General features: G+C 33.2%; 13 protein-coding genes. All 13 read left to right on the top strand.

Annotated features, from left to right (window positions below; genetic code table 11):
• The first annotated feature begins 4 nt into the window (after positions 1-4).
• Complete coding sequence (locus CCY99_RS08715) at positions 5-682, top strand: molecular chaperone TorD family protein (protein ID WP_112061032.1); 678 nt, start codon at positions 5-7, stop codon at positions 680-682.
• Between the two features lie 79 nt (positions 683-761).
• Positions 762-953 (top strand): twin-arginine translocation signal domain-containing protein, encoded by a 192-nt coding sequence (locus tag CCY99_RS08710; protein ID WP_112061031.1) that lies wholly within the window; start codon positions 762-764, stop codon positions 951-953.
• 28 nt (positions 954-981) lie between these two features.
• Positions 982-3,798 (top strand): molybdopterin-dependent oxidoreductase, encoded by a 2,817-nt coding sequence (locus CCY99_RS08705; protein ID WP_112061030.1) that lies wholly within the window; start codon positions 982-984, stop codon positions 3,796-3,798.
• Between the two features lie 18 nt (positions 3,799-3,816).
• A complete protein-coding gene (gene fdh3B / locus CCY99_RS08700) occupies positions 3,817-4,440 on the top strand; it encodes a formate dehydrogenase FDH3 subunit beta (protein ID WP_112061050.1) in 624 nt (207 codons plus the stop codon).
• Positions 4,441-4,448: 8 nt separating this feature from the next.
• Positions 4,449-5,456 (top strand): formate dehydrogenase subunit gamma, encoded by a 1,008-nt coding sequence (locus CCY99_RS08695; protein WP_112061029.1) that lies wholly within the window; start codon positions 4,449-4,451, stop codon positions 5,454-5,456.
• Positions 5,457-5,473: 17 nt separating this feature from the next.
• Positions 5,474-6,316 carry a formate dehydrogenase accessory sulfurtransferase FdhD gene (gene fdhD, locus CCY99_RS08690; protein WP_258444028.1) on the top strand — a complete coding sequence of 281 codons (843 nt, stop codon included), beginning with the start codon at positions 5,474-5,476 and terminating at the stop codon, positions 6,314-6,316.
• Positions 6,317-6,414: 98 nt separating this feature from the next.
• Complete coding sequence (locus tag CCY99_RS08685; protein WP_112061028.1) at positions 6,415-7,254, top strand: flagellar hook-basal body protein; 840 nt, start codon at positions 6,415-6,417, stop codon at positions 7,252-7,254.
• A gap of 10 nt (positions 7,255-7,264) precedes the next feature.
• Positions 7,265-8,053, top strand: a complete 789-nt coding sequence (flgG, locus tag CCY99_RS08680) for a flagellar basal-body rod protein FlgG (protein ID WP_112061027.1) — start codon at positions 7,265-7,267, stop codon at positions 8,051-8,053.
• A gap of 134 nt (positions 8,054-8,187) precedes the next feature.
• Positions 8,188-9,042 (top strand): AraC family transcriptional regulator, encoded by an 855-nt coding sequence (locus tag CCY99_RS08675; protein ID WP_112061026.1) that lies wholly within the window; start codon positions 8,188-8,190, stop codon positions 9,040-9,042.
• A gap of 69 nt (positions 9,043-9,111) precedes the next feature.
• Positions 9,112-9,957 (top strand): ATP-binding protein, encoded by an 846-nt coding sequence (locus CCY99_RS08670; RefSeq protein ID WP_258444025.1) that lies wholly within the window; start codon positions 9,112-9,114, stop codon positions 9,955-9,957.
• 773 nt (positions 9,958-10,730) lie between these two features.
• Entirely contained in the window at positions 10,731-13,157 is a 2,427-nt protein-coding gene (locus tag CCY99_RS08665; RefSeq protein WP_112061024.1) for a hypothetical protein, read from the top strand.
• A gap of 115 nt (positions 13,158-13,272) precedes the next feature.
• Positions 13,273-14,463 carry an autotransporter outer membrane beta-barrel domain-containing protein gene (locus CCY99_RS08660; RefSeq protein WP_146744966.1) on the top strand — a complete coding sequence of 397 codons (1,191 nt, stop codon included), beginning with the start codon at positions 13,273-13,275 and terminating at the stop codon, positions 14,461-14,463.
• Between the two features lie 77 nt (positions 14,464-14,540).
• A partial coding sequence (locus CCY99_RS08655; RefSeq protein WP_220092252.1) for a hypothetical protein occupies positions 14,541-15,692 on the top strand: 1,152 nt, incomplete at its 3' end.

Here is a 15,692-nt window from a genome sequence, read left to right as displayed (position 1 = left end):
TAAAATGTTAAAGAGAAAAACATCTAATAGCACCCAAACCCAAGATATAACTAAGGCTAGAATCTTATATTATGATTTTTTCGCTGGATTGTTTTTATATGACTTATTGATAAATAGAGCAGATTTATTATTAAAACAAATTGAGATTCTAAAGACAGAGCCAATCATAGAGGGCGATGAGAATTATTTTAATGTATTAGAAAATGAGATTAAAACCAATGGGGTTAAAAATCTACTTTTTGAATATACAAGATTTTTTATGCTTCCTTTTGATGCAGGTATTAAAGAAACTCATATAGGCAAAAATAAAAGAAAAAAGGAAAGAAAGAATCCTCAAATAATCCTATATCTTTCATACTATCTTGATGAAACGATTGCTGGTAGCGGATTAATCAAAGCTAAGGAGAAAGTTAGAAAAAGTAAGGTTAGATTAAATGAAAAAGAATTTAAGGAGAATGAGGAGCATTTTGGATTCTTATTTGTATTTACAAAATATTTGCTACAAAATGGAGAGACTGCATTGCAAAATGAAGTATTCAAAGATTGCATAAAACCTATGAAAGATAAAATAATAAAGGATATAGGAGATAAACATAGCGATTCTTTATATTTTCAAATATCAAGGTTATTAAATAGTTTTTTAGATTTTGAAAATGCATTCTTAAATAGCACATCAAATTAATACTTTTAAATCGAATGGAGTTTTTATACTACTAAAGATTCCATTGGGTTTAACCCTAAAACCAAAATAAGGAGAGAGAATGAAGCGTAGAGAGTTTCTTAAAACTAGTGCCAAAGCTGGAGCGGTAACTGCCGTAGCTGGCGTGGCATTTAGTGCGTGTTCTAGTGGAAAGCCCACACAAGAGGGGCTTACACGAGGGAAGTCGAAAAAGGTAGAAGTGCTTTATCAAAAAAGCAAATATTGGGACGCTTATTACAAAGTAGCATATTAATTTAATCAATAACAACAAAGGGAAAGTTATGAGTGAAAATAAAAACATACAAAATAGACGAGCATTTCTAAAGCTATCTTTGCTTGGCTCTGCTATTGGAGTTTCGCAAGTATTAGGGAGTGAGGAGACACGAGTTTTACGACAAGCTAGTAATCAGGAATTGAAAGAGAATTTCCCAGATTCTAAAAAGATTAAAACTATCTGCACACATTGCTCTGTGGGCTGTGGAATTATCGCTGAAGTCGTAGATGGAATCTGGGTTCGCCAAGAAGTCGCCCAAGACCACCCAATCTCGCAAGGCGGACATTGTTGCAAGGGTGCGGATATGATAGATAGAGTGCGAAGCACTACTCGCCTAAGATACCCAATTGAAAAGGTAAATGGCGTGTGGCAAAAAACCACTTGGGATAGCTCAATGGATAAAATCGCCAAAAAGCTTACCGAAGTGCGTGAGAAATATGGTCCTGATAGCGTGATGTTTATCGGTAGTGCCAAGGTTAGCAACGAGCAGAGTTATTATATTAGGAAGTTTGCGGCGTTTTTCGGCACAAATAATATAGACCACCAAGCTCGAATCTGACATAGCCCAACAGTCGCCGGTGTGGCGAATACATTTGGTTATGGCGGTATGACAAATCATATTGCTGATATGAGATTTGCGAAGTTTATTTTGGTTATTGGGGCAAATCCAGCTGTAAATCACCCAGTTAGTATGGTGCATATTTTACGCGCCAAAGAAGCTGGGGCAAAAATTGTTTGTGTTGACCCACATTTTAGTAAAACTGCAGCAAAAGCGAATGAATTTGTTCGCATTCGAAGTGGCACAGATGTGGCATTTATCTATGGAATGATAAATGTAATTGTGGCAAATAATTTATATGATAAAAAGTATTTAGATGAGCGTGTATATGGCTATAAAGAGATTTTCAAAGAAGCACAAAAATATACGCCAGAAGTTACAAGCGATATTACTGGAATCCCGGCTGATACAATTATCCGTATTGCAAAAGAAATGGCAAAGGCAAAGCCAGCTTCTTTAATTTGGAATCAAGGGCTTACACAGCACACCGTAGGCACGAATAATACACGAATGGCTCCAATCTTGCAGATGATTCTAGGCAATATTGGCAAACAAGGCGGTGGCGTAAATATCTTGCGTGGGCATGATAATGTGCAAGGTGCTAGTGATATGAATAATCTCTCAGATTCACTTCCGGGCTATTATGGCTTAGGCGAGGGTCCGTGGAGGCACTTCTGCAAACATTGGTATGTTGATTATGAGTGGATGCAAAGTAGATTTAAAAGCAAAGCTATGATGGAAAAAACTGGCTATGCGTTATCTACTTGGCGATTTGGCGTTTTAGAGGAGCAGAACTACGAAAACAACGCTGGAACGCAGATAAAAGCAATGGTAGTAATCGGTAATGGAATCTCAACTACAACCTTGCTTGATAAAACCAAAGAGGCGTTAGATAAACTTGAACTCCTCGTATTTATCGACCCATATGTGAATGATGTAGCGGTAATTACCGATAGAAAAGATAATCTTTTCTTACTCCCAGCTGCCTCGCAGATGGAGACTAGTGGCTCTGTGGCTGCGACAAATCGAGGCTATCAATGGCGGTATCAAGTCATTAAGCCTATGTTTGAATGTAGGGAAGACCACGACATTTTATTCGACTTAGCTGAGCGACTTGGATTTAAAGAAAAATATCAAAAATCGCTCTATGAGATTGCTAAAAAAGATGGGCGAAGCGAGTTTATTTGGCCTGATGATGCGACAACCGAACTCGCTCAAAGCATTCGAAGCATTGGCTTACAAGGGCTTAGCGCGAAGCGATTAAAATCGCATTGCGATAATTGGCATATGTTTGATAGCCTAACGCTAGAGGGCAAAGGTCCTATGAAAGGGCAGTATTACGCACTTCCTTGGCCTTGCTGGAGTGAGAAACACCCGGGCACTCCAATAATGTATGCTGATGATGTGCCGGTAATGCAAGGTGGAATGGGCTTTAGAGTAAATTGGGGTGTAAGTGCACCTGATGGCTCTAGTATGCTTAGCTCCGTTGGATTGCCTAATTCTAAAATCAAAGGGCATCCAGCAATTACGGCAGAAAATATAGAATCTGTGCTTGGCATAAAGCTAACACAAAAGGAAAAAGAGGCGGTCAAAGGCACGACTTTTGCGACAGATTCCACAAATATCTTGGTTGAAAAGGCATTAGCTGCTGGAATCTGCCCGTATGGAAATGGAAGGGCTAGAATGGTGGTGTGGAATTGGTATGATAAGATTCCACTTCATAGAGAGCCGTTGCATAGCTTTAGAGATGACTTGATTGCCAAATATCCAACTTTCCCGGATAAAAAAGACCACTTTAGGGCAAATATCAAGTATATTTCTAGGCAAACTGAAAAAGACTGGAAAAAGGAATTCCCACTAAATATGCTAACAGGGCGACTTGTAGCACATATGGGAACAGGCACTGAGACAAGGAGCGCGAAATATCTAGCTGAAGTGCAAGGCGAAATGTATGTGGAGATTCACCCGGATACGGCGTTTAGCCTTGGTGTAAATGACGGCGATATGGTATGGGTGCATGGGACTTCATATACGAAGATTCTAGTAAAAGCTAGGCATTCATATAGGGTCGATGAGAATAGCGTATTCTTGCCACAGAACTTCTCTGGCGTGTATAGCGGAAAAAGTCTGCTTGATAAATATCCGCAAGGCACGGAGCCATATGCCATTGGCGAGGCTTCTACGCTAATTACAAGCTATGGATTTGATTTTAACACCGCTTGTCCGGAGACAAAATGCGGCTTGTGTAGAATAGAAAAAGCATAAGGGGGCGAAATGAGTAATATGACAACTGGTGGCTTTAACGCCACAAATCACGCAAGAATCAAATTCTATTGCGATGAATTACGATGTATCGACTGCCACGGTTGCGATGTAGCTTGTAAAGAGGCTCATCACTTGCCAGTGGGCGTCAATCGAAGGCGAGTTATCTCTGTAAATGATGGCATAGTAGGCAAGGAAAAGTCAATTTCTATCGCTTGTATGCATTGTTCTGATGCCCCTTGTGCACAAGTCTGCCCTGTGGATTGCTTTTACATTCGAGCCGATGGCATTGTTTTACACGATAAAAAAACATGCATTGGCTGTGGATACTGCTTGTATGCGTGTCCTTTCGGCGCACCACAATTCCCAAAAAGCGATGTATTTGGCAGTCGTGGGGCAATGGATAAATGCACCTTTTGTGCTGGAGGACCAGAGGAGACCTTTAGCGAGGAGGAGTATAAGCTATATGGACAAAACCGCATAGCCGAGGGCAAAGTGCCGATGTGTGCGTCTATGTGCTCGACAAAGGCGTTAGTTGCTGGAAATAGCGATGAGGTAAGCAATATTATTAGAACAAGGGTAATTAATAAAGGTCAAAATTCGCATACATCTTCATATATATGGAGTGCACCTTATAAAAATTAGGAGTTAAAATGAGATTAATAAAATTATTATTATTTTGTCTTATTATAACTATCTCGCAAGCATCTAATGATGGATTTAAAGGTGCGATTGACTTAGATTACAATAAAGACATATATGGCAAAAATCAAATTGAGGCGATTAAAAGCTGGGGTTTGGATAGCCTAAATAGTGGTGTTTCGCTAGGAAATACAATGGATTTTCAAACAGGGAGTATAAATCCCCTTACAAGCGGAGAGAAAATCACTGGGATTCGTGGAATGAGCGGACTTGGAGAGCTATTTACCATATTACAAAATAAATATTTTAAATATGTGTTTTTGGCAGTTATTATCCTTGTCCCATTGGCGTTTTTGGGGCATTTTATAATGGTGGGGCAGAGAAAATTTAATCATCATCAAAAATTGCAAGTTTTCTCTAAGTTTAATATCATCGTGCATTGGGGAGCTGCAATCCCCTTTGTGCTAATCTGCCTAACTGGGCTTATTATGGTTTTTGGAGCATATCTTGGCGGAGGTGCGTTCGTGCGATTTGCAAGGGATTTGCACGGCATTGCTACGCCGATATTTGCGGTATTTGGGGTGCTTATGGCGTGTATGTGGTTTAAAGACGCCTTGTTTAGGAAATATGACATAGATTGGTTTAAGATTATGGGCGGTTATTTAAGCACGGAAAATCGTCCGATTCCAGCGGGGAAATTCAATGCTGGGCAGAAAATGTGGTATTGGATAGCTATCCTTGGCGGAGCTGTTATGGTTATTAGCGGGGGAATTATGTTTTTCCAACTAACTGATATAAACACGCTTAGGCTCACTGCCATAATCCACAATGTCGTTGGATTTGTGATAATTGCGATGTTAATCACACATATTTATATGGCACTTTTTGCAATTGAGGGAGCAATCGAGGCGATAATAAATGGCAAAATGGGAGAAGAGGAGCTTTCAATTCTACATAGCATTTATTATAAAGAATTAACAGATTCTGGTAAGCTAACTAGTATGAGAGTGTTGCATTAAACTAATAAGGAAAAATCTTGCAAGATTATGATGATTTTATGATAAAAGTTCCTATGGTTAAGGTAAATACAAAGGAATTACGAGTTGTATCTTATGAAGATACGATAATAAAAGAAGACCGAGTAAGCCTCTATCTAAATGGAACGAAAATTATCTCTACAATGTGTATTTTAAACGACCAAGATGCCCATGCAGTAGGGTTTTTGATGAGTGAGGGTGTTATTGAAAATATAGAAGATATTTATAATATTGAGGTCTCAAAAGATGGTTTAAGTGTGTTTATTAATGCAAAAATAAATGATGAAAATATAGCCAATCTATTTCACGAGAAAACCTTAACTTCGGGCTGTTGTGTTGGAGTAAGTGCAAATTTTGAAGGTAAAATCATACAAAAGTTTTTATCTCAAAAGGTGCGATTTCACCTAAAAGAGATAGAGCAGTATTTACTTAAATTTCAAAAAGATACTGAGCTTTTTTACCTTACAGGTTGCGTTCATAAAGCAATGCTTTTTTGTGGAAATCAGGTATTTTCAAGTGAAGATATAGGACGACATAACGCACTTGATAAGGTAATTGGCAAAGCAAAACTTGCTAAAGTTGATACTTCCACTGCCCTACTTATAGTAAGTGGAAGACTATCAATGGAGATGGTTATTAAATGTGCTATGCACGATATTCCCATAGTTGTTTCTAATGCCGCAACAACAGCACTCGGCATCCAATCTGCACAGAATCTAGGTATTACATTAGTTGGTTTTGCAAAAAATGGATATATGAATATCTATACTCATAAATCACGAATTATACTTCCTTGTGATATACAAAATGATTATGAGGTATTAAGTAGGCTAGAATCCTAAAAGATTCTAGTTATATCTAACTCTTTTTATCCACTACATTAACTACATTTTGGAATAAATATTGCTTTAAAGATATAATTTTGATTTTAAGGAATTATATGCAAAATGGATTTTACGCTGCCACAGGTGGAATGGTAACGCAATTTAACCGACTTGATGTTATCTCCAATAATCTAGCAAATACAAACACAAATGCCTTTAAAAGAGATGATATTGTTGTAGGGGATTTTTTGCGACTTTATGAGGAGGCGAAACGAGAACTCCCTCTAGAAAACCATACAAGAGATGCATCAAAGTTTTTAAATCGCACTTTAAATCGTGTGCCAATAGTTGTAGAAGAATATACAGATATGAGTATAGGTAGTTTTAATAAAACAGAAAATCCGCTTGATTTAGCATTGAGTAATCAAAATGCCTTTTTTGCGATACAAACTCCAAATGGAATCCGCTACACTAGAGATGGTGCTTTTAGCTTAAACAATGATGGAATCTTAGTTACAAAACAAGGATTCCCTGTATTATCAAGCGAGGGTATTGATGAAAGCGGTTTTATTAACATCAATCTTTCAAATAATAATATTGAAATAAGCAAAGATGGAAGTATTTATATTAGGGAATTAGATAATGCAAATATTGGGAATCCTGAACCAATAGGAATGATAGCAGTGGTGAATTTTATCAATCCAAAATACCTTAAAAAAGTAGGCAATAATCTCTATGAATTACCACAAGATAAACTAAATGAGCGACAAAATATTAATAACGCAAATATTTTAATGAGCGGTTTTATAGAGAAAAGCAATATTAATCCTGTTAATGAAATGACAAATTTAATTAGCACGAATCGACTTGTTGATATGTATTCTAAGGTTATGAAAACACATCAAGACGACTTAAATAACGAAGCAATAACAAAACTAGCATACAAACAAGCATAAAGGATAAGTTATGATGAGGGCACTTCACACTGCAGCTACTGGAATGATAGGAATGCAAACACAGGTTGACACAACCTCAAACAATATCGCAAATGTCAATACAATTGGTTATAAAAAACAAAGGGCAGAATTTGCAGATTTGTTTTATCAAGCGATGCAATATGCGGGAACTTCCACGAGTGAGACTACAATCGCACCTACTGGAATCGAAATAGGACTTGGTGTGCGACCTATAGCCATTGCGAAGCATTTCTCACAAGGCAATCCAAAAGAAACAGAAAATAATCTAGATGTAGCGATAATGGGTAGAGGATTTTTTCAAGTTGAGTTACCAGATGGGACTATTGCATACACCAGAAATGGTAGTTTTAAGCTTGACAATGAGGGAAATATTGTAAATAGCGAGGGATATACACTTATCCCAAATATCACAATCCCAGAGGACGCCACGCAAATAAATATCGGCACAGATGGGACTATTAGTGTTGTTCAAGCAAATTCAACAGAGCTAAATACACTAGGACAGATAGAAACTACTATTTTTATCAATCCCGCAGGATTACATTCACTTGGCGATAATCTATATATTAATACAAATGCCTCTGGAGAACCGATAAATGGAATCCCCGGAAATGAAGGTTTTGGAATGCTAAGGCAGGGATTTATTGAAATGAGTAATGTAAAATTGGTTGAAGAAATGACAGATTTAATAACTGGACAAAGAGCTTATGAGGCAAACTCTAAAACCATACAAACAGCAGATTCTATGCTACAAACAGTAAATGCACTAAAAAGATAAGATTTTATTATGTTGCCTTAAAAGCAGAATCTTTGGCTAATTTTTAGATATTTTAAGCCTATAATATCTAAAACTTTTAGCATATGGATTTATAATATTTATATTATAATAGCAAAAAATAAAAGAAATTTGATATGATACTTCCAAATGATTTATTACATAATTATGCATTTATAGGCAATGATGAGTTGTTATTTTTAATATACAAATCTAATATTACAAATTTAAAATATCAGGCTAAATTCGAAAAAAATGCAATAATTTTTGTAAAAAATGGTAAAAAACTAATTAATACGAGCAAAGAAGAGCATATTATAAAAGCTGGAGATACTATATTCCTACCATCAAAAAGCTACACTCTTAGCGATATAAAAGCAAAAAATGGATATGAATCGTTAATATTATTTTTTAGCGATGAGTTGCTTATAAAACTTCTTAAAAAATATAAAATCAATACTTATAAAAATAATAAAAATGATAGTTTTATCTACTATATAAGCAGAGATGAAACACTACAAAATATATTTCATTCTTTGGATTTATATAGTAAAAATAATATAAATAATAACAATATAATAAATCTAAAATTTGAAGAGCTATTTTTATATATGATAACATCTAAAAACGACAGATTTAGTGCGTATCTAAACACCTTAGTGAAATTAAATTCGATTAATTTTAAAGCTCTATTTTTAGATGATATTGCTTTTAAATCCGTATTTGATATGGCAAATGCTACCAAAATGGATATAAGTAGCTTTAGTAGAAAGTTTAAAATATTGTTTAAAATAAGCCCAAAAGAGTGGCTGGATAATAAAAGATTTGAACTTGCACTTTATCTCATAAAAAATTCTAATAAAAATATCAATCAAATCTGCACCGAATGTGGATTTAGCTCACCTGCTTGGTTTATAGCGAGATTTAAAAAAAGATTCCATATAACACCAAATGAATTTAAAAAGTCAAATAACTTATATAATAATCCATAAAAATTATACAAATAATATCAAATTTCTTATATAATATTTTCGTATATTAATTTAACAAAAAGGAAAATAATGAAAAAGTCATTAATCACAATTATGCTATTTGCTCTAGTAGCTATAAACTTGCAGGCTAAGGCAAAAATAGTGCAAGAGATAAGTGGATTCAGCCACCCAGAGAGTGTTTTTGTATATGAAGATAATGTTTTCGTTTCAAATGTGGGTAAAAAGCTAGAGCCATTGGCAAAAGATGGCGATGGTTTTATATCAAAATTAAGCTATGATGGAAAGATGATAAATAAATCTTTCATCAAGAATCTCAACGCTCCAAAAGGGCTTTTTATAGAAAATGGCAAACTTTATGTGCTTGATATAGATGAATTAAAGGTTTTTGATGTAAATAGTGCAAAAGCTTTATTTTCTATCAAAATTGATGATGCTGTATTTTTAAATCATATCACTAAATTAAATGATACAAATATCCTAATCAGCGATACAGGAACAGGCATAATTCACAAAATAGACTTAAAAGATAAATCCTACTCGACATTTGCTAAAATGAATGTAGGCAAAGATGGCGGACCAAATGGAATGGTATTTTTAGATAACAAACTTTATATCGCAGGATACGACCCAAATGGCAAAAATGCGGCAATATTTGGCGAACTTGATGAAACGATAATAAAACCAGCAAATGACTTAAAAGGCGTATTTGACGGACTAGTTAGCGATGAAAATGGAAATTTATTCTTAAGCGATTGGGTTAATGGAGTAAATGGAATTGTATATAAAATAGACAAAACGGGCTATAAAAAGCTTCCTTTGCGTGATTTGAAAGGACCAGCAGATATGTTTTATGATGGGAAATATCTTTGGATACCAGAAATGGTAGGAGAGAAAGTTTTAAAAATACAATTATAAAAGGCAACCAACGCCAACTAATGGATTTAATAATAATTTTTATAAATCCAAACCCTTAAAAGAACAGCAAAAATAGATTAAAAATTAATTTTTAATCTATTTTTAATGCATAAATCCTTAAATAAGATTCTCATAAATCTTGTAATTTTAAGATTCTAAATCTTTAAGCTGAATCTAGATTCTTTATTTTATTAAAGCTTTTGGGATTCTAAAATTTAGGGCTTTACTCAATCTCATTTATTGGACTTTTTGGTGCTAATAAGGTTATTTAATCTTTTTAAATTAATCTAAAATCCCATAGATTCCAGAGGTTTCTAAACTAGCATTCTAAACTTTAGAATCTAAAATCCCAATCAAATAATCCATTTGCCTATTTTTTAGGAATATATATCTTTTAAAATCATTAAAGTTTATGATTTATATCAATAGATTGCTAATATCCTTAGATAGAATAAATTTTTACAAGATAAATAAGCAATATCTTGCAAAATAATCTAGATTGTATTACAATTCGTAACTTATTTTAATTTTGGAGGTATATATGACTACAAATCTAACTAAATATATGGGGGGGGGTCCGGCAAGTATTTTGGAATCAATTTTGCTATAAAATCCAAAGTTCTAAATATAGTTTAAAATTCCTTATATTAACTCTACTTCTCACCACTTTTCTACATATTCCACTTCAAGCAGTAGATTACTATGATGAACATCATAATAAACATATAAAAAATGAAAATCAAGTTAATATCTATGGAAATTTTGATGCTCATTTGAGAAACGAAGAGCGTAGCACTATAGATAATCTTACAGTTAAAGACACTGGAAGAGTAAAAGACCTAGTGAATTACGGCACGATTAATACCATAAATAATTATGGCAAAATTGGCGATGGGGATAAATTTGGCGGTAGCATTTTTTTCACAAGCTTTCGTAATGGTGGGGAAGATAGTGCAGGTCTAGACTGGGTGGAGCAAATTAATTATCCCGGTATAATTAATACCATAAATAATTATGGTGAAATTCATGATTTTATTAATTATGGTGATGCTTCAAAACCACATGAAAATAGCAAGATTAATAATCTTAATAATCAAGGTAAGATTTATTCAAGCAGGTATGACATATATTTACTACCATCAAATGACCCTATTGCACATATCCATAATAAAGGTAATATAAATCTCTCAAACTATTATTTAGAGATTAATAAAACTGCTGATGGCTTTAATGGCTTTCTAGGATATAGCGACCCATATAGCGATATATCACATCTAGTTATCAATGATATGTCAAATGATAATAATAATGTTCGTTTCCTAGATTCTAATACTAAGATATTACTAAATGTAGGAAGTAACTTTGAATTCAACAAAGATTATTTACTTGATAAACTTATAGTAAAGACAGATGGTAATAAATATAATCTCCTTTATGCTGATGGTAGCAGTGTTAGCAATTTATATAGTCATTTAACACTTTCACAAGCAGCATTAGATGCAGATTATGTGCTACTTCAAGGCACAGCATCAAATGCTTTTAAAATAGTTCCTAATAAACGCATTTATAGTAATACAAATGATGATATTGTATTAGATGGTAATGGCTATCATGAAGTTACAGTCAAAGCAACACTTGGTGGCACACTAAGAAACGATACTTCAATCGATAAGTTTGAGAATCTAAGTGATTCACATATTAATGATTTTAATAATTGGAAAGGCACAATCACCACTTTAGATAATTACGGCACAATTGGCTCTGGGTATTCCTCAATGCATCTTAGTAACTTTATGAATAGTAATATAATTGGCACTCTAAATAATTATGGAGAAATTTATAATTTTAAAAGCAACAGCACTAATGCTAAGATTGAGAATCTTAATAATCAAGGTAAGATTTATTTAAGCATAAATAGAGGCTATATCTCACATCTTGATGATGGCTTTCCAATAAATATCTCAAACTATCATTTAGAAATCGATAAAAATGCAAGTGAATTTAATGCCTTTTCTAGCTACACTGAGGGTAATGTCGATACAAATGATTTAAACGATTTATCACATTTAATTATTAATGCTGATGTAGATAGCAGTATAAAAAATAGGATAAAACTCATAGATTCTAACTCCAAATTCCTAATAAGCTTTGGAAATAACTTTGAAGTAAATAAGGAATATTCACTAGATAAACTCATAGTAGATACAAATGGTAATAAATATAATCTAACCTATAAAGATGGTGGAGATGTTAGTAATCTATATAGTCATTTAGCGCTTACACAGGGATTCTTAGATGCAGATTATGTGATAACTCAAGGCACAACAGATTATTTTAAAATCATTCGTGCTAAATATTTTAATAGCGATACAAATATAGATACTCAACTCTATGGTGTTAACTATAATGAAGTTAAGGTTAATGCAAATGTTAATGCCCAAATAAGAAACACTACCACAATAGATACATTTGAAAATCAAACTGGAAATATTATGGAGCTAAATAACTTTGGTTTAATAAAATCCCTAGATAATCAAAATGCTATAACTACTTTAAATAATATCACCACAATAGAATCCTTAGAAAATAATGGAAATATAACTACCTTAAATAATAACTTTGGCACAATAGAAACATTTGAAAATATGGGCGATATAGCTACTTTAAATAACAATGGTTTAATTAAAACAATAACTAGTCATAGCTCAAACGATATAACTACTTTAAATAATATCAACACAATAGAATCCTTAGAAAATAATGGACATATAACTACCTTAAATAACGATGGTTTAATTAAAACAATAACTAATTCTGCAGAGATAATCACTACTTTAAACAACACAGGCACAATCAATGCCTTCAATAATAGTGCTTTAATCTCTCATCTAAATAATCAAGGTAGAATATATATAAGCAATAGTAGTGATAAATACGCACATATCCATAATAGCAATAGTGGCTCAATAAATATCTCCAACTATCAATTAGAGATAAATAAAACTGCAAGTGATTTCAATAATTTTAGTGGCTACACTATAGATAATATCAATGTCAATGATTTATCACATTTAATCATTAATAATACTGGTGATGTAAAACTATATAAAGATAATTCTAAGATTCTATTAATTGCAAGAAGTGGTTTTGAGCTGGGTGTGAATTATAGTTTGGATAAACTTATAGTAGATACAGATTAATAAATATAATCTAATCTATGATGATGGTTCAAATATCGATGATTTATTCTCACATCTAGAATTAGATGTTTCAAACTTGGGATTAGACCTAAGCATATTTAATAATGTAGAATTAGTGAAATCTGGAAATAACTTTAGAGCAAATATAGATATAAAACCACAAACCCTAACCAAATCCATTGGTAACACCACAAATAAAGCAAATACTAGTAATATAAATTTAGTAAATTCAAATATTAAAACACAAGTATTTAAAAACTCATCTATAGGCTTTAGTGGGAATCTAGCTTCAAATAAAAGAGATTTAAAAAGAAAGAATCTAGAATCTTTAAGAATAGCAAAGATACGAGAAAATCTAAAGAATAAAAATGTGGAATCTAATGAAACTTTAGAATCTAATTCCTTAGTTTTAAGTGTAGCAAGCAAAGCTTTATCTAATGCAGATTCTAGCTTTCAATCCAATGATAGATTCTATAGAACCGAAGATTCCATAGTGGATTTTAATCTTAGAAATAATGATGATAAACATCAAGTATTCTTTACACCATTTATGACACATTCCATATTAGATTCTAATAATATAAGTGGATATGCATTTGGATTAGTAAGTGGATTTAGTAGTAAGATTGGAGAATCTAACACCTTAGGAGCTCATATAGGATTTAGCTCTGGAAAAGTAAGTGGTAATAATGATAATAACTCCGCTACCATTAGACATGTTTTACTTGCAATTGGGGCACACTATAAACTTGATTTAGCTTATGATATGTATGTAAAAGCATTATTAGATATTATGTATATACGAAATGAAGGTAATTATAGATTTAATAATAGCCCAAATATAGCTTATGCCACACCGCAATCAAGTGGATATAGCCTAAGTGTTTATTATGGAAAAAACTTTGATTTTAAATCTGCTGGAATCTTTGGAATGGAGCTTGGCTTAGAATCTACTGGCTTAAATACTGATGATTATTCCATTACTCAAGTGAGATATAAAGCTGGATTCTATAATCTACTTTATGTGGATTTAGGATTTAATTATAGATTTGCATTTGAGAATGGATTTGGTATTGATACAAATTTAGGTTATAAATATGCACTAAATAACCCAAAGGGTGAAGTAGAATGGCGAGATGAAAGACATAATTATGATTTAGGATTTGATAAATATATCGCATATTTAGGACTTGGTGTGAATTATAATATAAATGAGAGTGTAAATATCGGCTTAAACTATCTAGGTAACTTTGGTGATAAAACTATACAAAATAGTGGATTCTTTAATGTTAAAGTTGGGTGGTAAGAAGTAAATAAATGGTGTGAATCTAGAATCTAAAACTTTAGATTCTAGGGATTTTAAAATATTTTAAGGGGGATAAAGTGCTTATAAATTCAATTTTGCCAAAACTACAAATATCAGTTCTATATGAGAAATTATACTATATGGGGGAGGGTAGTAGAGAAAATAGCAAATTTCTTAAACAATCTTTAAGATTCCCAAGATTCACACCACTCATCGCCATTCTCACTATTCTAACTACACAAATTTACGCCGATGAATTCTACACTGGCACTATAACAACAGATACAACCATCACTGGCACCCACAATAAGGTAGAAAATAGTGGGACTTTCAACGCAGGACTTACTATTGGTGATGATGCCAACATCAATGATTTTATAAACACAAACATAGGCAGTATAAATAGAGGCATTACTCACAAAGGCATAATCACCACGATAACAAATAACGGCACAATAAGTAGTGGCGCAGACGGAATTGAAGTAGGAAATGTAAGAGCCATTGGTGAAGCTACTATCAATAATCTAATAAATAATGGCACGATTAATGGTATTTCTATAGGTGCTACAAATACAAATAGTAAGACAATCGGTCAAATTACTACTCTAGCAAACTACGGAACTATTTCTAAAATAACTAATAAGAATATACTCACCACACTAAATAACTACGGCATAATTAACTCTGGCACAAGTGGAAATAATAGCGGTATTCGTAATAGTGGCACAATCGGCACTATCAATAACTACGGACTAATTACCACTAGTAGTAGCTCTAATGATGGTGCTATAAATGTCGTAGACAAAAGCACAATCGATACTATCAATAATTACGGCACGATTGAAAATATCGTAGTATATGGCACAATAAATAATCTAAATAATCAAGGCAAGATATTTGCTAAGAGTCGTGATAATAAATACACTCACATTCAAACTATAAATTCTAACGCAAAAATTAATATCTCCAACTACCACTTGATTGTGAATAAAAATGCAAATGATTTTAATAGTTTCACTAGCTACACAACTGCAAGTGATGATACTTCGCATTTAGTTATAAGTGAAAGTGATGTAAGTAATAGCGTAAGGCTTTTAGGGGCGGATTCTAAATTTCTTTTAACTCTTGGGGATTCCTTTGAGCTTGGCAAAGACTATGATTTAAACAAACTCGTAACTGATACAAGTGGCAATAAATATACTCTAACTTATGCAAATGGTGGAAGTGTG

The sequence above is a fragment of the Helicobacter sp. 16-1353 genome, assembly GCF_003288815.1.
GTDB lineage: Bacteria > Campylobacterota > Campylobacteria > Campylobacterales > Helicobacteraceae > NHYM01.
Note: the sequence above shows the minus strand (reverse complement) of the source record. Positions and strands in the feature narration are given on the sequence as shown.

What these genes read in the sequence shown, in the direction of transcription:
- flgG (WP_112061027.1), top strand. Translation starts at nt 7,265, where the DNA reads ATGATGAGGGCACTTCACACTGCAGCTACTGGAATGATAGGAATGCAA.
- CCY99_RS08675 (WP_112061026.1), top strand. Translation starts at nt 8,188, where the DNA reads ATGATACTTCCAAATGATTTATTACATAATTATGCATTTATAGGCAAT.
- CCY99_RS08715 (WP_112061032.1), top strand. Translation starts at nt 5, where the DNA reads ATGTTAAAGAGAAAAACATCTAATAGCACCCAAACCCAAGATATAACT.
- CCY99_RS08695 (WP_112061029.1), top strand. Translation starts at nt 4,449, where the DNA reads ATGAGATTAATAAAATTATTATTATTTTGTCTTATTATAACTATCTCG.
- CCY99_RS08710 (WP_112061031.1), top strand. Translation starts at nt 762, where the DNA reads ATGAAGCGTAGAGAGTTTCTTAAAACTAGTGCCAAAGCTGGAGCGGTA.
- fdh3B (WP_112061050.1), top strand. Translation starts at nt 3,817, where the DNA reads ATGACAACTGGTGGCTTTAACGCCACAAATCACGCAAGAATCAAATTC.
- CCY99_RS08670 (WP_258444025.1), top strand. Translation starts at nt 9,112, where the DNA reads ATGAAAAAGTCATTAATCACAATTATGCTATTTGCTCTAGTAGCTATA.
- CCY99_RS08685 (WP_112061028.1), top strand. Translation starts at nt 6,415, where the DNA reads ATGCAAAATGGATTTTACGCTGCCACAGGTGGAATGGTAACGCAATTT.